Origin of the sequence: Nostoc sp. DedSLP04 (assembly GCF_034530775.1) — a bacterium.
In the GTDB taxonomy this organism is placed as follows: Bacteria; Cyanobacteriota; Cyanobacteriia; order Cyanobacteriales; family Nostocaceae; genus Nostoc.
The window spans coordinates 1-21,958 of sequence record NZ_JAVRCL010000075.1; the positions used below are offsets into that span (position 1 = coordinate 1).

Consider the following 21,958-nt stretch of genomic DNA (forward strand, 5'->3'; position numbering starts at 1 on the left):
CTACCTCAATGGTCAACTTGCTATCTAATGTTTTTGCAAAAATGGGATGCTCCCGATTAGAAGTTTTGAGAGAGCAAATTATTTCAAGATGAGTATAATTGAATAATATACTATTTTACTAATGTTTATATCTAAAAAATTTGTATGAATACTAACTTTTTAGCTAAGAGAATTAGAGATTTATGGTGTTACTTGATAAATTCGGCTCGGCAGTTTTTTATTTTAGGAATCATTCTAAGTTTGTGTCTGATATTCTTATCTAGTTGTCAGGGGATAAGACAAAAGGAAGATGGGGTAATTCATCTGACACTATGGCAAGCTATTAATCCCCCTGCAAATCGAGATATATTTCAAAAACTAATAGATAAATTTAATCAAACTCATCCTGATATTCAGGTACAATCTATCTTTGAGAGTGAACCTCAATTACCAAAAATATTGACATCAGTGGTTGCCAATGTACCACCAGACCTGCTGTCATTCCATCCTGAATATACAGGTCAATTTGTGGAATTAGGGGCACTTCGACCTTTAGAAGATTGGTTGGATAAATCGCCCCTCAAGTCAGACATTAGACCTAACTTATTGCCAGAAATGCAGTTAGATGGTCACATTTGGTCAGTGCCAATGCACACCAGTAATATTGGTATTTTTTACCGTCCTAAACTTTTTGAAGCTGCGGGAATTACAGAATTACCCAAGACTTGGGATGAATTGAGACAAGTTGCCAAAAAATTAACTATAGACCGCAATGGGGATGGCCGCCCCGAACAGTATGGTATGTTACTGCCTTTAGGAAAAGGAGGATGGACTGTATTTAGTTGGTTCCCGTTTTTATTTGGTGCAGAGGGAGAGGTTGTAACTAATAATCGCCCCAATTTAACGAATGCGGGTGCGATCGCGGCCTTACAATTATGGCAAGACCTGATAAAAGATGGTTCAGTAATGCTTTCTGCCCCAGAACGAGGTTATGAAGAGGAAGCTTTTCTTACAGGTCGTGTTGCGATGCAGATAACAGGCCCTTGGACGTTAATTATGAAATCTGAGGTCGATCATCAGGTATTACCCATACCAGCAGGTGTCAAAGCTGCTACAGTCACAGGTACTGGAAATTTTTTTGTGATGAAGACCACACCAGTAAGAGAGCAAGCAGCATTCAAATTTTTAGAGTATGTTTTGAGTGAGGAATTCCAAACCGAATGGAGTATAGGGACGGGTTTTTTGCCAGTTACCCTTACATCGGCTCAAAGCAAAGCTTATCAGCAATTCATTAATGAAAAACCAGTATTAAAAGTGTTTTTTGATCAATTACCAGTGGCACATTCTCAACCAATTATTGCTGGATATAGCCGTCTTTCTGATAGTCTTGGTCGAGCTATAGAAGCGACGGTACTAGGAGAGTCTGCTGAAAAAGCCCTCAAGAAAGCACAAGAGCGTTTAGATTTGATTTGGGATGACAAATAAATAGAACTAGTGGTGAGTGCTGTTTTTTAACTAGAAGTCCTATAGGGGCTGCCTTCTGCCTCCAAACCTGTAGCTTTGTACTTCATAGAAAAGAAAACTATTGTAATTAACTACCAGCATTGGTAAGAATTCCTACAAGCACTCGCACTAATTCTTCCAAACCTTCTGGAACGCGATAAAGTTTGATATCTTGCATGACCCGTTTATCTTGCCGATAAAATATTCCAAATCGCCAATCTTCTCCATTTGTTACAGCACCGTACAAAGTTGGTGTTTGCGAATCTGTCCATTGGTCGAGTGCTATCAATTCAATTGCAAGTTGAGTAAATCCCCGGCTTAAATCGGATTGCTTGGCTTCGACTACTAACAGGGAATTGGAAGATGAAATATAGTAATCAAAACTCCCTTTGAGTTGTTCGCTAACATTAATGGGGTACTCAATGTTTAGTTGAGTTTGCGTTTGGTCGCAAATTTCCAACAAAATAGGAGCAATTAAAACTTCACGTTTTGCAGCTTCACTGATAGGGTTTACGCGCATGATATTGCGCCGTAAGTAACGCTGTAAAAATTCTAAATAGTCAATTACGCCTGAATATTGTGGTAGTTGTAGCGATGCGCGTTCGTAACTACATCCCAGTTCCCCCAAGATATCTGCTGGGGTATATGGTAATTCAAAATACTTACTAAATGTATAACTTTGACCGGGTTGGAGAATGCGTGGGCGAGTCATAAATATTAAGGTTATGAAATATATCGATAAAAGTCAGGAAGAAACTCCAGTTTTGGGATGTAAATTTCTTTTTAATGTACACAAACCAATTGCTGGTATGGCTCCTAAAATCGCTGCTGTCAGTCCTTGTCCACTCCAATATAGTATGGGAGTACGGTAGGTTTCTGGAATCAAATTTTGCATAATAAAAAGCAACCAAACCAAAATAGTAATCCAGAAAAAAGAGATTGAGGGTAAAAAATTCCACCACCAAATACCTGCTGTATATCGCCTCAACACCAGCCATTGGCAAATCCCTAGCCAAATTCCAGAAATTATATATGCGATCGCAGACAAAAATCCAAAAATCAAAGTATCTTCAGAAGATGATGAGGCAATGGTTGAAATGTAGTTAATCCAGGCTGTAGAAACACCGTTGGCAATCAACCAACCTACACTAGTAGCAAATAGCCACTGCCAACTCGGTAAATATCGGTAAAGCACAAGAGCTTGGTCAGCAGCGAAAATCACGGCAAATACAACGTTACTGAGACTTCTAACCAAAATGCTCCATGTTTGTGGTTGATTAGCAATGTTAGGTGAGAGACTTTGAAGAATAATTTTCTCTAAAGCGATACTAGCAACGCCACCCACAACCCATCCGATGAGGGTCATTAAGGTAAACTGAATAAAGAACCTCTGTCGCTGCGATCGCGGAATCAAATACTTTCCTGGATTAGGCTCGTTATTAGCAGATGCAAGATGGTCGGGACTGTTAGAGTCAGTTTGCATAAGAAGTTAGGGGAGTGAGAGAATAGGGAGATCGCGGAGATAGGGGAACAGAGGGAGAATTAACTAATGCCCAATGCTCAATCCTCAATTAAATATTGATTCTTGTTTTACCCTATTTCTCAATCACCAGTCCCTATTTTCCATTCCCCACTCGCCACTCCCCACTCGCCACTTCCTCAAGGCGAGAATCTTATGTCAATAATAACAGCCTATTCTCAATAAAATTTCATTAACCTATTCTTTTTGCTAAAGATTTAGGGGTAGTCCATCGTAAGCATCTTTTTGAGTCTGGGAAACTAAACCAAACGATAAATGGTGATTTTTTGTTGGTTCTTAACCTTAGTTGCGATCAAGAGTAATTTAGATGGGTTTGTCCTGCCCACTACAATTGCACAAGAGCCTTCACTTAATCTTTAAAGATATTTTAGTATATATACCGTATCTTTTGCGAGTTATAAAAATCAAAATAGGATTACAAAGCATCAAGAGAAACTTACATCTTTGAGCTTGTTTTACTCAACAACAGCCATATATAAAGACTTAATCATCTTTGTAACTTTTTTCTAATTTGTTGGAGTAATGAAACCAGTTTTTCATAGCTAGGTTTCAAGAAAAGTTCAGTCTTAATTCTCTTTGTGTTCTTCAAGGTTTATTACTAGAATGCTGAAAAAAATCTCTTTGGCTTTACTCGGAACAACTGCTGTCGTCATGAGCGCGAATCCAGCTAGTGCGGTAACTCTGCAAGTCAACAGTGGCCCGTTTTCTAGCTATGCTGATGCTAAAACTGTCACCTTTGACAATGGCACAGCAAACGATCCTAATGGATTTGTTACTTACTCTAATATTACTAGTAACATTGTTCAAGGTAGCGTATCTGGTCAATACGCCTCACCTTATGGAGATAACACCAAATTTCTAACAATTGCTCCAGTAGGTAGTAATGTTGCAGGCGACAGTGGTTTGGTCAATATTAAGTTCAAAGAAGCTGTTAATTACTTCGGTTTTTATGCAGGTTCATTAGATGATTATAACTTTGTTGACATTTACAAAGGCGATCAGTTATTAAAGACTTTTAGTGGTGCAGATGTGCCAACTGCTATAGCTAATGGTAGTTGGACTAGCTCTCAAGCTAATATGTTTATCAATCTTGTAGCTGATACAGGAGAAACATTTGACCGAGTTGTGATGCGCTCAAATGGCGTTGCCTTTGAAACAGATAACCACGCCTATAGACTAGCCAGCGTTCCTGAACCTAATGCAATATTAGGTGTGTTAGCAATAGGTGCTTGTGGTATGATGTCGGTCTTCAAACGCTCACAAAAGAAAGTGGCACTGAAAGGATAAATTTATCCAGATTCCTGTTGAAAAACCTTAAGGATGTGTCTCTATCTATATATGGCATAGAGACACATTTTTATTTGTTATGCAGTTTTCCTCATCCGTTCCCTCGATCCAGAAGTGAAAAATGTATTTCTACTTAGGACTCAAAGCAATAATTTCATGGGATAAGCCAAAAAAAAACAATAAATTGTAGCGCTTGCTGGCATTAATACTGTAGTCAAGCCAACCGAGCGCTTATGTCCAATAATCAAAATATTATAAAATATTACTATTATGCCCTGCTATTCACCTTTTCCAGAAAACCTGCTGGAAAAGCGTAATCCCAGAATGATAAGCTAAACAGTGGCATAAATAGGATGAAGTAATAAATGGGTGTTTATTCAACGACTCCTCATCTCTTACGGGCTGCTCGTGGTGAAGTAGTAGATCGTCCCCCTGTATGGATGATGCGACAAGCGGGACGATATATGAAAGCATATCGAGACTTAAGAGAAAAGTATCCTTCGTTTCGCGATCGCTCCGAAATTCCAGATGTAGCAATTGAAGTTTCCTTGCAACCCTGGAGAGCTTTCCAACCAGACGGAGTAATTTTATTTTCTGATATTGTCACCCCATTACCTGGTTTGGGGATTGACATGGATATTGCCGAAGGTAAAGGGCCAATCATTCACTCGCCCCTCCGCACTCAAGAACAAATTGAACGTCTGCATCCTTTAGAACCAGAAGCAGCTCTACCATTTATCAAGACAATTTTGCAAGCGTTGCGTTCGGAAGTAGGCGATAAATCAACGGTGTTGGGTTTTGTGGGTGCGCCGTGGACATTAGCAGCTTATGCAGTTGAAGGAAAAGGTTCTAAAACCTACTCCATCATCAAAAACATGGCATTCTCAGATCCGGCGATACTGCATCAATTATTAGCTAAATTAGCAGATGCGATCGCCATCTATGCCCGCTACCAAATTGACTCTGGCGCTCAAGTTGTGCAAATGTTCGATTCTTGGGCGGGTCAATTGAGTCCTCAAGATTATGACACCTTTGCTCTGCCCTATCAGCAGCGAGTTTTCCAGCAAGTTAAACAAACCCATCCCGATACACCTTTGATTTTGCTAGTTAGTGGTAGTGCAGGTGTGTTGGAAAGAATGGGACAATCTGGCGCTGATATTGTCAGTGTAGACTGGGCAGTGGATATGGCAGACGCAAGAGCCAGATTGGGTAAACAAATGAAAGTTCAAGGAAATCTTGACCCAGGTGTACTATTCGGCTCTAAACAGTTTATCCGCGATCGCATTCTCGATACCGTTCGCAAAGCTGGTAATTGGGGTCACATTCTCAATCTCGGTCATGGTGTCTTACCAGAAACTCCAGAAGAAAATGTCGCTTTCTTTTTTGAAACTGCAAAGGAATTGAATCTTGCAGGAGTTAAGAGTTAGGAGTTATGAGTTATGAGTTATGAGTTATGAGTTATGAGTTATGAGTTGCAAGTTATGAGTTGCGAGGTACAAAGTTATTTTTTATTCTTAACTCCTCACTTCTTACTCCTAACTTTATAAATAACTCCTGATAGGGAACTTTTAACTTAATTCTTAACTCTTAACTCCTAACTTCTAACTTATTAAAATCTTATTATGAGCCAGAAACGGATTTTAGTGACTGGTGCAAGTGGTTGTGTAGGTCATTATTTAACAGAAGCCTTAATTAAAGAAACAAATCACGAACTGTATCTATTAGTTAGGAACCCAAGCAAACTGCAAGTTGATACCAAGGCACGTTCAGGTATCAACGTTTTACAAGGTGATATGCAAAATATTCGCCAGTTTGCCGATTTGCTATCCACAATTGATACAGCCGTACTCACAGCCACAGCTTGGGGTGGCGAGCAAACATTTGATATTAATGTCGTCAAGACTATAGAGTTACTCGAACTGCTAGATCCAGAACGTTGTCAACAGGTAATTTATTTTTCGACAGCTAGCGTTTTGGATCGCTACAATCAACCATTAAAAGAAGCCGGGGAAATTGGGACAGATTATATCCGTTCTAAATATGAGTGCTTAGAGAAAAAAGAAAAATTAGCGATCGCACCCAAAATTACCACAGTTTTTCCCACTGTAGTATTCGGCGGTGATGCGAATAAACCTGATTCTGCTGTCACATCTGGTATTGCAGAAGTGACAAAATATATCAATTTGATTCGCTTTTTAGAAGCAGATGGCAGTTTTCACTTTATCCACGGACGAGACATTGCCACTGTTGTGCGATATCTGATCGATCGTCCTGCTAAAGATAATCAACCACGTAGGCTTGTTTTAGGTCAAGCACCATTAACTGCTAATCAAGCAGTGGAAGAAGTTTGTGCTTATCTGGGCAAAAAGATTTACTTTCGTATTCCCATATCTATAGCATTGGCTAATTTGATTATTGTTCTATTCCGCATTCGCATGGCCGCTTGGGATCGGTTTTGTATGAACTATCGACATTTTACATACGAAAAATTCATCAATCCCGATAGTTTCGGCTTACCAAATTATTGTGCAACCATGAGTGATGTTTTGAAAATTAGCGGTGTTAAACGTGTATGAAATATCTATTATTTGCTAATGATAGCGGTCATTTCTTGCGAAGATAAGCCGACACAAGCTGCCAATTCTTCCAATGTCAATCGTTCGCGTGTGTTTGCTTCTAACAAAGACGTTGCAGCTGCAACGTAATCAGGATTAGCAAGATGATTGACATTCTTAGGAAAACTTGTTTGGGAATAAAGATTGGCAATGTCAGAACTTCCAGTAATTTTTTGTATTTGATAAGTGGCAATTAAAGCTGCTTGACGGGCTTGGAGATAGGCAACATAATATTGCACGATAGCTAATCTTTTTTGCTGTCTAGCTTCCTTCCAACGAGCTTGCAAAACAGGAAGCTGCCCAAAAGTACTAATGAATTTAATCGGGTCAACTGTAACGGTTAAGGAAAAACTGTTTGAGCGCTCAGATGGGGAATCCGGTGATGTTGAGATCGTACTTAGAGCCGGAGATAATTCGATAGCTAAGACATCTCTAAAAGCATTCAATCCCATTGCAGCTTTTGTTTCCAGCACTTGGGCTGAGTTGCGTTCAGCAATAGCTACTAATCGATCGATGATTTTGAGATCCTGCTGTGTAATCTCAGTTTGAAGGAGATTACGTTGATTACTAGAACTAGATTTATCTTCGGATGCAACCACAGGAAATGTAGTACTGACAAATGTAACGGCAAGGAGAATCCTGAAACTTTGTGCAAAAGCTTTTGAGAGCCATTGTGCGATCATCTGATTGATTTATTCGGAAGCCTACACTTGTTTTCTAATTTGCTTCTCTTTTCACGATACAGCTAAATGACAATAATTCTTATATATGTGGGAGTCTTTTTAAAGAAATCCTAGTAAACTGTGGCGAAAGTTTACCTACCTTTAACCAGTTGCTCAGAGCAACTTGTCTGGTTAATTGAGATGGTGGTTGGATTTACGCTGTGCTGTACTAGTCGTCCATTTAAGTTAAAAATATGAATGGTAAAATAAAACAACTTTAATAAAAAGTCAATAACTCTTTATTTTCGTTAGAGTGGGATAACAATCAAAGTGTGAGGATTGATACTACATGCGAATCCTGTTAGTGTATCCAATATTTCCCAAAACCTTTTGGTCTTATGAAAAAATCCTAGAGTTAGTCGATCGCAAGGTTTTATTACCACCTCTGGGTTTAGTAACAGTAGCCGCGATTTTGCCCCAAGAATGGGAATTCAAGTTGGTCGATCGCAATATCCGTGCAGCAACAGAAGCAGAATGGGCATGGGCAGATATAGTAATCCTCTCTGCGATGATTGTCCAGAAGCAAGATTTACTTGAACAAATCCAGGAAGCAAAAAAACGTGGCAAGTTAGTCGCAGTTGGCGGCCCCTACCCCACCTCTGTACCTCACGAAGTTGAAAATGTTGGCGCAGATTTTCTGATTCTGGATGAAGGGGAAATCACGCTGCCCATGTTTATTGAGGCAATAAAAAGGGGAGACACATCTGGCACTTTCCGCGCCACAGAAAAGCCTGATGTCACCAGCACACCAATACCCCGCTTTGACTTATTAGAATTGAATGCTTACGACATGATGTCGGTGCAATTTTCGCGCGGGTGTCCCTTCCAGTGCGAATTTTGCGACATTATTGTTCTCTACGGGCGCAAACCACGCACCAAAACCCCAGCCCAACTTTTAGCAGAATTAGATTATCTCTATGAACTGGGTTGGCGGCGGGGTGTGTTCATGGTGGATGACAACTTTATTGGCAACAAGCGAAATGTAAAGTTGTTGCTGAAAGAGTTAAAAGTCTGGATGGCAGAACACAAATATCCCTTCCGATTTGATACGGAAGCTTCAGTTGACTTAGCACAAGATCCAGAAATGTTGGAGTTGATGGTTGAGTGCGGTTTCTCGGCGGTGTTTTTGGGAATCGAAACACCGGATGAGGATAGTTTGCAAATGACTAAGAAGTTTCAAAATACTCGTAGTTCTCTAACTGAGGCAGTGCAAACTATTACTAAAGCGGGATTGCGCCCAATGGCTGGGTTTATTATCGGGTTTGATGGCGAAAAAGCAGGCGCAGGCGATCGCATTGTCCGCTTTGCTGAACAAGCAGCAATTCCCTCAACTACCTTTGCCATGTTGCAAGCGTTACCTAACACTGCGCTTTGGCATCGCCTGAAAAAAGAAGGAAGATTACGGGAAAATCAAGATGGAAACATCAACCAAACAACATTGATGAACTTCCTGCCCACTCGTCCCCTGGAAGAACTAGCCAGAGAATATATTGAGGCATTCTGTACTTTATACGACCCAGTACAATATTTGGATCGTACCTATCGCTGCTTCTTGATGATGGGCTTGCCGAGTTGGAAAGCGCCAGCGAAAATGCCAGAGTGGGTAGTTATAAAAGCGTTGCTGATTGTGATTTGGCGACAAGGAATCAAACGGGAAACCCGTTGGAAATTCTGGCATCATTTATTTAGCATTCTCAAACGTAACCCTGGAGTTATTGAACATTACATCGCCGTTTGTGCCCATAACGAACATTTTCTAGAGTATCGCCAAATTGTCCGCGATCAAATTGAAAGTCAGTTAGCTGAGTATTTGGCACAAGGTGCAGAAACGCCTTATGTGCTAGTTAAGGAAAAAGCTGAGGAAAAAGCTGAAGCAGTAGTTAGTTAAATGTAGTAACGGTTAATAGGTAAAAGTGAAAAAATTACTTATTAGCCGTTATTAAAACCAGTATGCTATTCAAAGTATGATAGTCATAAATTGACACTTACTGAATGGCAAAAACACCAATCGCACTCTATCGGCAAGGTAATGCTAATTCTCCTAGAATGGAGAATGTTAGACCTAATAAAGATATTGCCACCTATAATAAAGATGGTCAAGTCTGGGTCATGACTACTTTACCAGACGGGACATCGCCCGGAGGAGTATCAACATTTACCACTCAAGGATATGGCAAAAACTGGTGGAAATTAGAATCCAATACTGAAATTCCAGAGCAAATAGAATTGGTAAATGACCACGATAACCACTGGTTATGGAAACCTTCTAGAGCGATGTTGATAGATGAATACAAAGCAGCCTTGAAATTGGTAGATGAATTATTTTATAAAATAAGTTAATGCTAACAAAATTATAAATTTTTTATTTTGAATTTAGTTGAATTTTTTGTGACATAAAGCTATTTTATGTAGGTAAATTACAATGAATCTGTCGTTTAAGGACATAAAGTTTATCATTGAAGCCATCGATGGTCTGATTGAGAAATATCAAGAACGACTCAATCAAATCGAAGATATCGATGAGGACGAAGCTTCCGATCTTGGTAATGATACTATGTTTTTAGAGTCACTTCGTAGAAAACTAGTGAATAGTTTGAATAACAGTACTAATACCAATATCTTGGTAGGTAATGAAGTTGTCCAACCATCATCTCATGCTATAAGACAAGCTTCAAGAGGAGCAGAGGCAGTAGACCCAGGTAATGAAGTTGTCCAACCATCATCTCATCCTATGCCAGAAAAGCCGCGATCATAGCAAAGATAAACATCAATAATTCTTAATTCAGTCAAGTGGTGCATTAGCCTTTGGCGTAACACACCCTATAAAAACTATTTTGCTTTTGCAATCCCAGTTATTTCAAAAATTAGCTCTGCTGCTTTACTGATTAACGAAGTGTTAATTTAAAGTTGATACTTGTCTTGTTTTAAAACCTCTGTTACAACTTTCGCTAAATCTGCATTACCTTTCCTCGCACCCAAACCATTAATTGCACATTCAATTTGCCTCGCGCCGCAACTTAAAGCAATGAGTGAATTATCTATCGACATGCCCAAATCATCATGACAGTGTACTGAAACTACAACTTCGTTAATATTGGGCACTCGATTAAAAATCATTTGCAGAAGTTGCAAAAACTCTTCTGGCGATGCCAAACCTAAGCTATCAGGAATACTAACAGTAGTAGCACCACTATTGATTGCAGTTTCAATAGATTTACACAAAAAATCTGGCTCACTTCTGGGGGCATCAAAAGCGCTCCATTCTACATCATCACAGTAATTGCGTGCGAGAGAAACACTCTCTTTGATTGTTGCTAATACTTCTTCTTTGGTTAATTTAGACTGGTTTTTAATATTTACTGGAGTATAAGTGTGAATTCTGCCTCTGATTGCTGGTTTAATTGCTTCAGCAAGAGTGATTATTTCATTTGAATTTGAACTAGCTAGCCCACAAATAATAGAATTTTTAATTATTTTAGAAATATTAAAGACTTCATCAAAATCTTTTTGAGAACTTCCTGGATAACCAACATCAATAATATCTACTCCCATTTCTTCGAGTAATTGGGAGATAATAATTTTTTGTTGCAAATTCATCTTTACACCAGGCGTCAATTCTCCATCACGCATGGTGGTATCAAAAATAATTACTTTGTGATTATTTTCTGACATATTGGCTAGAGATAGCGATCGCTTACATCAAATGCAATATTAAGGAATATCCTCACTTCAGAAAACTGTCTCTAAATCTCGATAACCACTGACAATACGTACAACTTCTACACCGCCATCAATGGGACGATAAAATATTAAATAATCTTCTACTGGAAAACTCCGTAAACCACTGGCAAAATTATCGCAACTTTGCCCCATATTAGGAAAATCAGCCAACAGTTTACACTGCTGTTTAATTTTTTCGTTGAGTTTTTGAGCTGCATCAGGATTGTAGCGGGCAATATAGCTGCTAATTTCTTTCAAATCTAATCTAGCTGAAGGCGCTAAAATACACCTACTCATTATTTAGCAGCCTCAGCTTGTTGCATTTGCGCTTGGGCGCGTCGAATGTCTTCCTCTATTTCTACAAATACCTCTTCACCATCAATTCCTTCACCACGTTCGAGTTCTTCGATACCAACTTGGATTTTAGCTTTCAATTCTGCTAAACGTTGTTCTTGAAGGCGATCGCGTTCATCTAGCAATCTCAATGCTTCACCCATCACCTCACTCACTGAGTGGTATCGACCACTATTAACCTTATCCTTAACCAACTGCTCCAGTTCTGGGGTCAAAGATACATTCACAACTATTACCTCATTCCATTTACTCTATATAGTAACCGAAAGCAATTGGAGCAAGGCTAAAATAATTCGTAATTAATAATACTAGGCGATTATTACTAATGACAAATGACAAATGACAAATGAGTTAATTTGCTGCTGTTTGGGCTTCTTGATAAATTATTTCTTGAAACTGGATTATATCTTTTTGTGGATCGGCGTGGCTAACTTTCACCACTATCTGTTCGCCCAACTTCACAGAACGTTTGAAAGCCATTGGCAACTGCAAGCCCAAATCTTCTAATAAAATTAGGGCTAAGTTGCTGTCTTCTCGCAACCACATCAACACTGTCACATCCCAAGTTTCCTCTGGATGACGGCGTAAATACTCTAAAGCATAATATCTATTAGTTTGTCGTTCCACCATCGTCACCTCTTGGGTGATGCTGGTGACAGTCATCATTACTTCTTTAAGTTGATCTGCGGAAAATGGCAGAACTTCACCCCGCAAATGGGCTTTAATTTGAAAGTGGGTGAGTAAGTCACTGTAGCGGCGGATGGGAGAAGTTGCTTGAGTGTAAGTATCCAAGCCCAAACCGGCATGACGCAAAGGTGTAATGCTCATTTCACTCTTGGGCATACAACGGCGCATGGCGCAAGCGCGAACGAATCCAGCTGGAAGTAGCAGCAATTCCTCATCTGGAGGTAGTTCTGGTTGTGGTTGACCGCGAAAAGGCAAAGGTATGTTATGAGTTTTACCATAACGGGCCGCAACTTCACCGGCAACAATCATCATTTCTGCTACCAATTGCCGCGATGGGGAATCGTCCAAAATATCAATGTGGATTTCCTCGCCTTTGACTTTGATCGTTGCTTCGGGCATAGTGATGCTAATTGCTCCTTGAGCGTAACGCCAAGCTTTGCGTTTTTGTGCCCAAGTTGCGATCGCAGCAATTTCCGGTTCTGCTTGTACCCGTAATTGCAGCATTTCATCTACATCTTCGTAGGTGAGGCGATAAGTCGGCTTAATTAAGCTGGTATGAATGCTGTAATCTTCTACTCCCCCAGTTGTACCTAAAATAATCCCGAAACTCAGGGCGCAACAAACCTTTCCCTGGATCAGACTCATTGGCCCAGTTGCCAATACCTCTGGAAACATGGGAATCATTCCCGTAGGTAAATAGACTGTACTACCGCGCTTTCTGGCTTCCAAATCTAATTCATCTTCCGGTACTAACCATCTAGTAGGATCGGCAATATGCACCCACAGGCGTTCTTGTCCATCGGGGAGTACTTCCCAACTTAGACCATCGTCGATCTCTGTGGTAGTTTCATCATCAATGGTGTAAACCTTCAGGTGAGTCAGATCAAGGCGGTTTGTATCTGAGTCTATCGGCGGGAAATCCAAACGCTGTTGCGCCACTTCTAATACCTTATGAGGAAATTGGATCGGAATTGAAGAACGCCGCAGGAACAAGTTTTCATTAGGACTCCAGCAACCCAAATCAACTAATAGTTGAAAGGCTCCTTGGGGTGTCGTGGGCCGTCCCAGCATGGTCATAGTTTCTAATACTGGAGCGCTGGGCGGATAAGCGCGAGCCAACGAGTCATAATTAACCCCCGTCCGCACGGTGTCAGCTATTAGCGCTGCGTATTTTTCTAGTCCTTCTAAACGCTGGCGATCGTGGCGCTGCCATTCTACTGCTTCACCTTTGAGCGCCTGCTCTACACGAGTTAAAAATTCCTGCTGTCCTTTAGCTTTTAGTGCCTCTACTTCTAGTTGGTGCTTGCGTTCTGCCACTTGAGCAGCAGTTCTCGGCTCGTAAGCGTCTCCTTTTTGCTTGAAATAAAGTTTGTCGTCTGATAACAAGCAATAGGCGGCGTAACAAGCAGGCGCGGCTGATTCTGAAAATAGCAGATTCGCCATTTGGTCTGGGGTAACTGTTTCCCCATCTTCAACCAGTAATTCCCAAGCCACTTCTAAACTAGATGGGTCTAAATAAGGCTCGATCTGCTCCAAAAAGCTGGCAATTTCAGAAACCTTATAAGTCTCTTTGGTAACTGTATAGGTTATTTGTCTAGGCGCGAGGCTGTGGGATTGACCGCGTTCGTCTACCACAAACCAGCGGGTTTTACCGTCTGGACGTTCTACGATGCCCAGACGGCGATCGCCTTGAACCCTAAATTCAACTAGCGTCCCCTTCTCCACAACTCTCGCACTCTAATTTGGTGAACAGTTTAAATAGTTAGGAGTGAGTAGTTAAGAGTGAGCAGTGAGGAGTGAGGAGTGAAAAGTTAATTGATAACTCATAACTCATAACTCATAACTCATAACTCATAACTTCTGACTCATCACTCTTTTTAGCCTTCTGCATTGATAAATGGCAACAAAGCCACAATCCGCGAACGTTTAATTGCTAATGTCAACTCTCGCTGTTGCTGAGACGTAAGCCCAGTAATCCGACGTGGCAGTATCTTTCCCCGCTCGGTGACAAACTTACGCAATAAATCAACATCTTTATAATCAATTGGTTCTCCTGGCTTGATCGGAGAAAGGCGACGACGGAAATAACTCATCTCTACTTAATTTCCTTGTGAACGGTATGTTTGTTGCAGTGGGTGCAGAACTTTTTCAGTTCTAGCCTGTTGGTGGTGTTGCGGCGATTCTTGGTACTGGTATAACGGTTAACACCAGCAGAACGCTTATCTGAATTTGTCCGGCACTCAGTACACTCTAGTGTGATAATAATGCGGGCACCTTTACTCTTAGCCATAATCTTACAAACAGTGAAGCCTGAAGAGAATTAACACAAATGACTATCTTCTCACATTCCGCCGTATATTTTCAACTAATCTTTTAATTTTTATATCGAGCGAGTAGCCACGACGCGACGAAACAATGAAAGTTCCACAATAGCGATCGTGTAAAGCCTGCCGCATCTGGGTATCAGAGAAAGCAGTTCCACAATCAATTGCTAGGGGAATTACTAGCAGTATAGCAGTGGGATTGGCTCTAATATTGCTCAGGGCAATTGACACTAATAAAGCACCCAAGCCGATAATCGCCTCTCGCTTCACTAGTGAGAGCAAATCGGGAATTCTGCCCACTACTTCCCCATCTTCGACTTCCAATACCTTTAAATCGAATGCCCAACGCCCTAAACTTTGCCCTTGATTGTTGTATACCACCACTACCCGCAAAACCAGCCAAAGTATTATAAAAACTAAGATTTCAAGAAATTGAATCCCGATATCGCCGCCTCCCAGTAGGGAACTGACTAACCAGACACCAAGGAAATCAAGTCCCAACGCCATACCTCGCCGCCCAATCTCAGCTTTGGGATAGTGTTTTTGGGGAAGTCGTTCGATAGTCATACAAAATAAGTATTTTATTTAGGGGTTGGGAAATAGCGATCGCTCCTGTTTTTAATATTAAGATGATGACCTGGCTAGTTGCTGCGCTGTCAAAGAACAAAAACCAGCTAACAAAAATTTGTACAACTACCAACTGCACGACTCAAAAATAGGATTAAGTACTAAGTTCATTTTAATACTCTACTGTACTTAGTTAGTATATCATAGAGTAGCCGCTATAGGTCATGGATGCAACATACAGTAGGGTTGTACATCTATATTGTATTGTTGTAGAAACTTCATTTTAATTAATTTGGAAGTTATATCTATGACACATCTGTTTACTAAAACAGCTATTAGTCTGGTGACGACTACTACTTTAGCGTTAGCGATCGCCATAACCACCAACAACCTGGCTCATGCTGCTGAGTTTAACTTTAACTGGAAAGGAGACACAGGTTATTCAGCGAAAGGTTCATTTAACTACGATACAACAACTGCTCCCAGCGTCATTTCTGAAGCTGGTTTGGGAACTACGAAGAACTTGCAATCTCTCTCAATTTCCTTCTTTGATCCCTTGAGTAATCTGATAAATAGTTTTACTCCAGTGCTTAGTGGGATATCTAACTACGGCTTTTTAAGATTCAACTTTGATAGCATTACCGAGCAAATCTTTGGCCCTTTTGATGTTGGCAAAGATGATGAGTTTCCTGGCGACACATGGCTTAATAATAATCTCGCGCTTATAGATGAAGGTTTTAGTGATGAGGTTCTAACAAAAGAATTTGGTTTTAATAATAGAGATGCAGCAGGCACAAAGCAAATCCTAGATTTAAGCAACAATTCGGTTCAGGTATCCAAAGTCCCCGAAGGAAGCATAATTATCGGTTTACTAGCAGTGTGTAGTTTAGGATTTACCCTCAAGCAGAAATCAATCCAAAATCCAAAATCTAAAATTGGTCAGTGTTAGTTTACAGGGATAAAGAAAAAAGTCGGAGGCGATCGCTATGTTATCAGTCAGCGATGCACAAGCAATTATTTTAAATTTGGTGCAGCCGTTGGATCGTCAACGGGATACAGAAGTTGTAGATTTATTGACAGCAGATAGTCGCATTTTGGCAACTCCTGTCACCAGTCCGCTAGATTTTCCCCATTGGGATAATTCGGCAATGGATGGCTACGCAGTTCGCTACGAAGATGTACAGGACTCTAACGCCGAACAACCAGCTATTTTAGAAATTGTTGAAGAGATTCCGGCTGGGTATCAGCCCAAGTCTACGATTCAACCAGGGCAAGCCGCACGGATTTTTACAGGTGCGGTAATCCCAGCAGGTGCGGATACTGTAGTCATGCAAGAGAAAACACGCCGCGAGGAAAACCGCGTATTTATACTGGATGCACCAAAACCGCAAGAATTTGTTAGACACAAAGCATCTTTTTATCAAGCTGGAACAGAACTACTACCAGCAGGAATTAAGTTAAATGCCTCAGAAATTGCCGTATTGGCAGCAGCACAGTGTCCGCAATTAACTATTTACCGCCGTCCGCGTGTGGCAATTTTTTCCACTGGTGATGAGCTGGTGACAGCTGATAAACCGTTGCAATCGGGGCAAATTGTGGATTCTAATCAATATGCACTGGCAGCGTTGGTGAGACAAAGTGGCGCAGAACCGTTAATTTTAGGCATTGTGAAAGACGATCCAGTTGCTTTGGAGAAAGTTATTACTCACACTGTGGCGATCGCTGATATAGTTCTTTCTTCTGGTGGCGTCTCAGTGGGAGATTATGACTATGTTGACAAAATTCTAGAGTCACTAAAAGCAAAAATCCACATTCGGGCTGTGCAAATTAGTCCAGGAAAACCCCTGACTGTCGCCACTTTCCCCAGTACAGACGCGATTAATCGCGTCTCTCCACACTCAGCACTATACTTTGGTTTACCAGGAAACCCTGCTGCTGTGTTGGTGACATTTTGGCGATTTGTGCTACCAGCAATCAAGAAACTTTCGGGAATAACTGAAAGTTGGGAACCAGTATTTTTGAAAGTGCGATCGCATGATGAATTGCGATCAAACGGCAAACGTGAAACTTACCTTTGGGGTAAATTACATTTAATTGATGGAATTTATGAATTTCACAAAGCTGGTGGTAGTCACAGTTCCGGCAATTTAATTAATTTAGCTCAAACCAATGCCTTAGCTGTTCTCCCAGTGGGTAAAACATTAATTTCGCCACAAGAAGAAGTGCAAGTTTTGCAGCTTAGTAATTCGTAATTCGTAATTCGTAATTCGTAATTAAAAACAGTTGCATAAAGGGATTTAAACACTATGTGAAAGAAAACCACGTATAGACAAGCGCGTAGCATCTTTGTAGGAAAGGGAGAATTCAACTTCAATTGCTTGGCTTTAAGACAAGTAGGGAGAGCAGGAGATGAAAAAAAGGTTTAACCCAAGCATCTTGAATTAAACCCAATAATTACGAATTACGAATTACGAATTACGAATTAGTTAAAATATCTGCTCAAAAGCCTCAATCAAGCTGTTAACTTCCTCAAGGGTGTTGTAATGCACCATACTTACCCGGACTATTCCACCTTGAGACGCTAAACCCAGGTATTCAATCAGCCGTTTAGCATAAAAGTCTCCGTAGCGAATCCCAATATAATGTTGGTCAATTTTTGCCGGAATAGTTGAGCTATTTATTCCATCGACGACAAAAGATATAGTTGGTACACGGAATTTACGGTCAGCCTTTGATTGACCAATCACTCGCACATTCGGTTTACTGTTGAGATAATTTAGGAGGCGATCGCTAATATGTTCTTCATGTATGCTAATTAAATCAAATGCTTGCACCATTTGATTTCTCAAATCAGGTGCAGTTTCATTCCCATAGTGCAGTTGTGCTAATTCACTTAAATAATCACATAGACCTAACATTCCATAACTTAATTCAAAATTGACATTCCCTAATTGAAATTTATAAGGTATATCTGTCTGGTCAATAAAATAATGGTTCAGACCAGGCAATCTTAATAAATGTTCTTCTTTGCCATAAAGTAAGGCATGGTGCGGCCCATAAACTTTATAAAAACTCAAAGTATAGAAATCAACATCTAAATCTCGGACATCAACTAATCTGTGAGGTGCATAAGCTACACCATCTACACAAATCATAGCGTTGCGATCGTGTACAAATGCAGCAATTTCTTTGATCGGGTTGATGGTTCCCAGAACATTAGAAGCATGAGTCAAGGCTACCAGTTTTGTGCGCTGACTCATCAATGGTTCTAAATCTGCTAAATGAAGTTCTAAAGTATCTGGGCGAACTTTCCACACTTTAACCTTTATTCCTTGTTTTTCAAGAGCGACCCAAGCACCAATATTAGCTTCATGGTCACAATTAGTAACAATAACTTCATCACCAGATGTGAAGGTTTTACCCAGACAAATTGAAAGAACTTTCAACATCATTGTAGTCGATGGCCCCATGACTACTTCTTTATAAGAATTGGCATTAATGAAAGTAGCCATTTCCCTAGTTGCTAAAGCCAATCGTTCTCCAGCCAGTTGAGAGATTCCATAAGAAGCTCCCAACTGGACATCAGAACTTAAGAGAAATTCGCTAATTCTATCTACTACTTTTTTCAAGGTTTGTGACCCACCAGCATTATCAAAAAAAGTCCACTCCCCAGCTAGAGCCGGAAAATATTGACGAACTTTATCAAGATTCAGGAGCATAATATAAGTTTTCTAGAGAATGTTCTTTACCCTAGCCTACCTTCTGACAAGTCGCCCAGAGAACATCTACATTAGACTTCTTGCATAAATCAAAAATAAAGAACCCCACCCCGCATTTGAGTAAAGCAAACGCTCCCCTATGCTTTGGGGAAAAGTTGGGGGTGAGGTGTTAGAGACTTTTGCAAGAGACTCCACTTGGTTTCATAACGGGAAGGTTAAGAGCGAACAAGTCAGTCGGGACGACCAACGTAGTGACAACCCTTATAAATGGGAAAGTGGTTGGGTGTTTGTGTATCTCATGTTAGCGTAGCCTCTGCCTCCAACACACTGTTCGCGATCGCACGAGAAATTGAAATCTCCTGTATTTAACTTCCAGCAACTATTAATGTCTTGATTCTTCACAATTCTCGCCAATTTTATTTGATAAGTTTAAGGGAGAGTCAAAGCAACTATTGTTTTGAGTCTTAATTCCTTGATTGAAAATAAAGGAACGACTTATGAATACTACGGTAAAATATGACATCCAAGTTATCAAAGAAGAAGCACTTAAACTTGTTAAAAAGAGACTTGTTAACCGTCAACAGCCAATTTATACCCTCTGTAAATATATTCCTCATCGTGACTGGATTAATTTTGAACTTGAGTTAGAAAAAAATGAATTTTTACTCAGAGATAGAATTATCGATTTACTGAATCATGAATCTTGGGAAGATGATTGAGGCTACATAAGGCTAAACCCTATTAGCTGCATCCCATAAAATCAAAATTACAAATTTATTTTTCAACATGAAAAACTCCCAAATTAATCGGGGGCTATAAGCAAGAGATTATTAAAGTAAGCAATAAATCTTGATGGATAGCTTTGCTTTGAAAAGATAAGAGAACCATTGCTAGCGTCATAATTCTCTGTTAAATAAGTTGGCACAATAAAAACAAACTGTGTGAAGAAAAGTAAACAAGATTCAAACCCTTTTTCTACCTTCTTTATCTCAACAATAATTATTTACACCGAGCTACGGTGTACACGCAAGTTTTTGAGAGTTGTCCTACAAACTTATACCAATTTGAAAAATAATTGCGACAGATAGAAAACTGAAACACTTATCTAATGGATGTTTCACAATCTAAAATCTAAAATCGTTCGACTGAGCGTAGCCGAAGTCTAAAATCCAAAATGGTATTACCATTGTCCTCTCGTTTGCCTACTCTGCATAGGAATGGTTAATTAGGGGTTGCTACCTCCAGTCAGACATAGCTTAACCTCAGAAGCAACCTCACCTCTTTGGCTGTGGGTTTGAGAAATTTTTCTGTTTTCTTTCTCTAAATGTGTCAATTAATACCTAAAAAATAGGCTATAGTCTCACATTCTTGAGCAATTAATTACTGAAATCAAGAAAAGCAATTAGACTAATCGGTTTCAGTAAATTGGATTAGGTAGATAACTCTTCTAGCCCAATCCATTCGGTAATCGATTGCCATTGGCTTGCGTAAACAATAGTACTTCTACGTTTTTCTTTCTGAGGCTTTCTAGGTAGTTTTCCCATGACAACATCAGCGAACGAACTGGATTCGTTCCGATTATGCCTATTATAAATAGGCATTTCCTGCCAGCAGTGACGACAAAACCAGTAAGTCTCTGCACCGCGTACATGTTCTAAAAGTAAACTTGAGCAGCAAGGACAGTAATTCATATTTTTCTCAAATCCTGTTCATAAAAGTGTTATTGCGATTCAGGGCAGCTATTTGAGAAGCCCGTAGATATTAAAAAGAAACTGTCTATATTTTGACTATAGTCTTTAAATATGAGGAAGTTGTGAGGATAGTCAAAATACTTAATGTTTTAGAAAAACTTATACACAATTGTTAAGTAATACTTTCCGGCTAATTTAGCGGTTTTTTCACAAGTTCCTTTATCTTCGTATAAATTCTTATAACTATAAATGTGGGGCTTCAGAGCGGCGTTACTGCTAGCGTGCCACCTACTTATGAATAGAATAAAGAATAAACCAGTCAAATTCTTTTCCCTTCTGATTTATTGGCAGTTGATGCTGAGTTCACAAAGTTTCAGTAGGGAAGATTACAAGTTGGGTATTGCTCGCTCAATGCAGTGGCTCTTGAAGTTGCGAAACTTTCCCACATGACTGTCTCCTCTATGTTAAAGTGTTCCAAAAAATAAACGATCCAAAACCTGTCATTGTGAGCGTAACGTAAGTAAGTCGCTGTGAATATTTATCATCAGGTTCAGGCAGGAGGCAGGAGGCAGAAGGCAGAAGGAAAGAGGGTTTTAGTCCACTTTACTTTTATTAACATAGTTTGATTTTTCCCGCCTGTTCTATTTAGTGAAGCGAAGCAATCTCAAGTACTTTGCGATTGCTTCATTCTGCTTTGCTCCCGCAATGACAATTGGGCATTTTTTTAATTGGAGTACTTTTAGGGAAACCGTCTCCGGCAATGGCTCATTTTTTGTATTGTCTATTGAAAGTCTTGATAAAGTTTATTAAAAAAGCCGAAATTATGAACCTCTGTCAATGTTTGAGACCAAGGGTTTAATATTTGCACTCATCAATTAATTTCAAATATTTCACAGTAATAAGACTATCAAAACTATCAATTAAGGTAATATCTTGAGATAGTAAATCATCTATCTATAAATTTGACAATAGAATGAGTTTGACGACTCTAAAATTTTATTTACTTTCTAATTTAGTTACTAACTTGTATTGTATTGTATGTATCAGGCATTCTAATAGTTAAAGCCTGTATTTATCAATACAATTAATTTATAGTTGCTTTATAGTTAATTTATGATTACATTTAACCGCCTGCTAGTTGCTTGATAATTATTACGCCACAATAATTTCTGATGTTCAACAGCTGACTTCTTTTGCTTGTTGTTGACTTCTGCTAATTTGTCCTGAATATCAAAAAGCTTATTAGGATT

General features: G+C 39.7%; 23 protein-coding genes. 11 read left to right on the forward strand and 12 right to left on the reverse strand.

Annotated features, from left to right (window positions below; all coding sequences use genetic code 11):
• The first annotated feature begins 144 nt into the window (after nucleotides 1-144).
• Nucleotides 145-1,464: an ABC transporter substrate-binding protein gene (locus tag RMX89_RS29920; RefSeq protein WP_322691492.1), complete on the forward strand. Its 1,320-nt coding sequence runs from the start codon at nucleotides 145-147 to the stop codon at nucleotides 1,462-1,464.
• 106 nt (nucleotides 1,465-1,570) lie between these two features.
• Here RMX89_RS29920 and RMX89_RS29925 read toward each other — a convergent pair whose 3' ends face one another.
• Complete coding sequence (locus RMX89_RS29925; protein WP_322691493.1) at nucleotides 1,571-2,194, reverse strand: hypothetical protein; 624 nt, start codon at nucleotides 2,192-2,194, stop codon at nucleotides 1,571-1,573.
• A gap of 33 nt (nucleotides 2,195-2,227) precedes the next feature.
• Nucleotides 2,228-2,965 (reverse strand): hypothetical protein, encoded by a 738-nt coding sequence (locus RMX89_RS29930; RefSeq protein ID WP_322691494.1) that lies wholly within the window; start codon nucleotides 2,963-2,965, stop codon nucleotides 2,228-2,230.
• Nucleotides 2,966-3,625: 660 nt separating this feature from the next.
• Between RMX89_RS29930 and RMX89_RS29935 the strand changes: the two genes are divergently transcribed.
• The 3 genes from RMX89_RS29935 (at nucleotide 3,626) to RMX89_RS29945 (ending at nucleotide 6,885) form a co-directional block, all read left to right on the forward strand.
• On the forward strand, nucleotides 3,626-4,309 hold the full coding sequence (locus tag RMX89_RS29935; RefSeq protein WP_322691495.1) for a PEP-CTERM sorting domain-containing protein: 684 nt from the start codon (nucleotides 3,626-3,628) through the stop codon (nucleotides 4,307-4,309).
• A 365-nt stretch (nucleotides 4,310-4,674) separates the two neighbouring features.
• Nucleotides 4,675-5,736 (forward strand): uroporphyrinogen decarboxylase, encoded by a 1,062-nt coding sequence (gene hemE, locus RMX89_RS29940; RefSeq protein WP_322691496.1) that lies wholly within the window; start codon nucleotides 4,675-4,677, stop codon nucleotides 5,734-5,736.
• Between the two features lie 195 nt (nucleotides 5,737-5,931).
• Nucleotides 5,932-6,885, forward strand: coding sequence for an NAD(P)-dependent oxidoreductase (locus RMX89_RS29945; protein WP_322685231.1), 954 nt, complete (start codon nucleotides 5,932-5,934; stop codon nucleotides 6,883-6,885).
• 8 nt (nucleotides 6,886-6,893) lie between these two features.
• On the opposite strand, the gene RMX89_RS29950 is transcribed toward RMX89_RS29945, so the two are convergent.
• On the reverse strand, nucleotides 6,894-7,607 hold the full coding sequence (locus RMX89_RS29950; RefSeq protein ID WP_322672656.1) for a hypothetical protein: 714 nt from the start codon (nucleotides 7,605-7,607) through the stop codon (nucleotides 6,894-6,896).
• A 328-nt stretch (nucleotides 7,608-7,935) separates the two neighbouring features.
• Here RMX89_RS29950 and RMX89_RS29955 point away from each other — a divergent pair, with 328 nt between their 5' ends.
• The 3 genes from RMX89_RS29955 to RMX89_RS29965 all read left to right on the forward strand — a co-directional run bounded on the left by RMX89_RS29955 (nucleotide 7,936) and on the right by RMX89_RS29965 (nucleotide 10,401).
• Nucleotides 7,936-9,534, forward strand: a complete 1,599-nt coding sequence (locus RMX89_RS29955; RefSeq protein ID WP_322691497.1) for a B12-binding domain-containing radical SAM protein — start codon at nucleotides 7,936-7,938, stop codon at nucleotides 9,532-9,534.
• A gap of 104 nt (nucleotides 9,535-9,638) precedes the next feature.
• Entirely contained in the window at nucleotides 9,639-9,986 is a 348-nt protein-coding gene (locus RMX89_RS29960; protein ID WP_322672658.1) for a hypothetical protein, read from the forward strand.
• A gap of 82 nt (nucleotides 9,987-10,068) precedes the next feature.
• Entirely contained in the window at nucleotides 10,069-10,401 is a 333-nt protein-coding gene (locus RMX89_RS29965; protein ID WP_322672659.1) for a hypothetical protein, read from the forward strand.
• Between the two features lie 146 nt (nucleotides 10,402-10,547).
• On the opposite strand, the gene RMX89_RS29970 is transcribed toward RMX89_RS29965, so the two are convergent.
• From RMX89_RS29970 to RMX89_RS30000, 7 genes are all read right to left on the reverse strand, one after another.
• On the reverse strand, nucleotides 10,548-11,318 hold the full coding sequence (locus tag RMX89_RS29970; protein ID WP_322691498.1) for a 2-isopropylmalate synthase: 771 nt from the start codon (nucleotides 11,316-11,318) through the stop codon (nucleotides 10,548-10,550).
• Nucleotides 11,319-11,375: 57 nt separating this feature from the next.
• The gene (locus RMX89_RS29975; protein ID WP_322691499.1) at nucleotides 11,376-11,663 is read right to left on the reverse strand and encodes a type II toxin-antitoxin system RelE/ParE family toxin; all 288 of its coding nucleotides are present in this window, start codon (nucleotides 11,661-11,663) and stop codon (nucleotides 11,376-11,378) included.
• Nucleotides 11,663-11,947 (reverse strand): type II toxin-antitoxin system ParD family antitoxin, encoded by a 285-nt coding sequence (locus tag RMX89_RS29980; protein ID WP_322691500.1) that lies wholly within the window; start codon nucleotides 11,945-11,947, stop codon nucleotides 11,663-11,665. The genes RMX89_RS29975 and RMX89_RS29980 overlap by 1 nt, the downstream gene beginning before the upstream one ends.
• 124 nt (nucleotides 11,948-12,071) lie before the next feature.
• Nucleotides 12,072-14,132 (reverse strand): ribonuclease R family protein, encoded by a 2,061-nt coding sequence (locus tag RMX89_RS29985; protein WP_322691501.1) that lies wholly within the window; start codon nucleotides 14,130-14,132, stop codon nucleotides 12,072-12,074.
• A gap of 152 nt (nucleotides 14,133-14,284) precedes the next feature.
• Entirely contained in the window at nucleotides 14,285-14,500 is a 216-nt protein-coding gene (gene rpsR / locus RMX89_RS29990) for a 30S ribosomal protein S18 (protein WP_012411240.1), read from the reverse strand.
• A 2-nt stretch (nucleotides 14,501-14,502) separates the two neighbouring features.
• Nucleotides 14,503-14,697 (reverse strand): 50S ribosomal protein L33, encoded by a 195-nt coding sequence (gene rpmG, locus RMX89_RS29995; RefSeq protein WP_094351774.1) that lies wholly within the window; start codon nucleotides 14,695-14,697, stop codon nucleotides 14,503-14,505.
• Between the two features lie 43 nt (nucleotides 14,698-14,740).
• Nucleotides 14,741-15,298, reverse strand: coding sequence for an RDD family protein (locus tag RMX89_RS30000; RefSeq protein WP_322691502.1), 558 nt, complete (start codon nucleotides 15,296-15,298; stop codon nucleotides 14,741-14,743).
• Between the two features lie 307 nt (nucleotides 15,299-15,605).
• Here RMX89_RS30000 and RMX89_RS30005 point away from each other — a divergent pair, with 307 nt between their 5' ends.
• Together RMX89_RS30005 and glp are read left to right on the forward strand one after the other, a co-directional pair.
• Nucleotides 15,606-16,247, forward strand: coding sequence for a PEP-CTERM sorting domain-containing protein (locus RMX89_RS30005; RefSeq protein ID WP_322691503.1), 642 nt, complete (start codon nucleotides 15,606-15,608; stop codon nucleotides 16,245-16,247).
• A 37-nt stretch (nucleotides 16,248-16,284) separates the two neighbouring features.
• Nucleotides 16,285-17,550, forward strand: a complete 1,266-nt coding sequence (glp, locus tag RMX89_RS30010; RefSeq protein ID WP_322691504.1) for a gephyrin-like molybdotransferase Glp — start codon at nucleotides 16,285-16,287, stop codon at nucleotides 17,548-17,550.
• 234 nt (nucleotides 17,551-17,784) lie between these two features.
• On the opposite strand, the gene RMX89_RS30015 is transcribed toward glp, so the two are convergent.
• The gene (locus tag RMX89_RS30015; protein ID WP_322691505.1) at nucleotides 17,785-19,017 is read right to left on the reverse strand and encodes a cysteine desulfurase-like protein; all 1,233 of its coding nucleotides are present in this window, start codon (nucleotides 19,015-19,017) and stop codon (nucleotides 17,785-17,787) included.
• Nucleotides 19,018-19,156: 139 nt separating this feature from the next.
• On the opposite strand from RMX89_RS30015, the gene RMX89_RS30020 reads away from it, so the two are divergent.
• Together RMX89_RS30020 and RMX89_RS30025 are read left to right on the forward strand one after the other, a co-directional pair.
• Complete coding sequence (locus RMX89_RS30020; protein WP_322691506.1) at nucleotides 19,157-19,327, forward strand: hypothetical protein; 171 nt, start codon at nucleotides 19,157-19,159, stop codon at nucleotides 19,325-19,327.
• Between the two features lie 187 nt (nucleotides 19,328-19,514).
• On the forward strand, nucleotides 19,515-19,736 hold the full coding sequence (locus tag RMX89_RS30025; RefSeq protein ID WP_322691507.1) for a DUF4327 family protein: 222 nt from the start codon (nucleotides 19,515-19,517) through the stop codon (nucleotides 19,734-19,736).
• A gap of 711 nt (nucleotides 19,737-20,447) precedes the next feature.
• Here the strand turns inward: RMX89_RS30025 and RMX89_RS30030 are convergent.
• Nucleotides 20,448-20,708 (reverse strand): hypothetical protein, encoded by a 261-nt coding sequence (locus RMX89_RS30030; RefSeq protein WP_322691508.1) that lies wholly within the window; start codon nucleotides 20,706-20,708, stop codon nucleotides 20,448-20,450.
• Nucleotides 20,709-21,958: the final 1,250 nt, after the last annotated feature.

Coding starts and splice junctions, on each gene's coding strand:
- glp (WP_322691504.1), top strand. CDS start 16,285: ATGTTATCAGTCAGCGATGCACAAGCAATTATTTTAAATTTGGTGCAG.
- hemE (WP_322691496.1), top strand. CDS start 4,675: ATGGGTGTTTATTCAACGACTCCTCATCTCTTACGGGCTGCTCGTGGT.
- RMX89_RS30015 (WP_322691505.1), bottom strand. CDS start 19,017: ATGCTCCTGAATCTTGATAAAGTTCGTCAATATTTTCCGGCTCTAGCT.
- RMX89_RS29930 (WP_322691494.1), bottom strand. CDS start 2,965: ATGCAAACTGACTCTAACAGTCCCGACCATCTTGCATCTGCTAATAAC.
- RMX89_RS30005 (WP_322691503.1), top strand. CDS start 15,606: ATGACACATCTGTTTACTAAAACAGCTATTAGTCTGGTGACGACTACT.
- rpsR (WP_012411240.1), bottom strand. CDS start 14,500: ATGAGTTATTTCCGTCGTCGCCTTTCTCCGATCAAGCCAGGAGAACCA.
- rpmG (WP_094351774.1), bottom strand. CDS start 14,697: ATGGCTAAGAGTAAAGGTGCCCGCATTATTATCACACTAGAGTGTACT.
- RMX89_RS30025 (WP_322691507.1), top strand. CDS start 19,515: ATGAATACTACGGTAAAATATGACATCCAAGTTATCAAAGAAGAAGCA.
- RMX89_RS29945 (WP_322685231.1), top strand. CDS start 5,932: ATGAGCCAGAAACGGATTTTAGTGACTGGTGCAAGTGGTTGTGTAGGT.
- RMX89_RS29950 (WP_322672656.1), bottom strand. CDS start 7,607: ATGATCGCACAATGGCTCTCAAAAGCTTTTGCACAAAGTTTCAGGATT.
- RMX89_RS30030 (WP_322691508.1), bottom strand. CDS start 20,708: ATGAATTACTGTCCTTGCTGCTCAAGTTTACTTTTAGAACATGTACGC.
- RMX89_RS30000 (WP_322691502.1), bottom strand. CDS start 15,298: ATGACTATCGAACGACTTCCCCAAAAACACTATCCCAAAGCTGAGATT.
- RMX89_RS29920 (WP_322691492.1), top strand. CDS start 145: ATGAATACTAACTTTTTAGCTAAGAGAATTAGAGATTTATGGTGTTAC.
- RMX89_RS29925 (WP_322691493.1), bottom strand. CDS start 2,194: ATGACTCGCCCACGCATTCTCCAACCCGGTCAAAGTTATACATTTAGT.
- RMX89_RS29935 (WP_322691495.1), top strand. CDS start 3,626: ATGCTGAAAAAAATCTCTTTGGCTTTACTCGGAACAACTGCTGTCGTC.
- RMX89_RS29975 (WP_322691499.1), bottom strand. CDS start 11,663: ATGAGTAGGTGTATTTTAGCGCCTTCAGCTAGATTAGATTTGAAAGAA.
- RMX89_RS30020 (WP_322691506.1), top strand. CDS start 19,157: ATGCTTTGGGGAAAAGTTGGGGGTGAGGTGTTAGAGACTTTTGCAAGA.
- RMX89_RS29960 (WP_322672658.1), top strand. CDS start 9,639: ATGGCAAAAACACCAATCGCACTCTATCGGCAAGGTAATGCTAATTCT.
- RMX89_RS29965 (WP_322672659.1), top strand. CDS start 10,069: ATGAATCTGTCGTTTAAGGACATAAAGTTTATCATTGAAGCCATCGAT.
- RMX89_RS29970 (WP_322691498.1), bottom strand. CDS start 11,318: ATGTCAGAAAATAATCACAAAGTAATTATTTTTGATACCACCATGCGT.
- RMX89_RS29955 (WP_322691497.1), top strand. CDS start 7,936: ATGCGAATCCTGTTAGTGTATCCAATATTTCCCAAAACCTTTTGGTCT.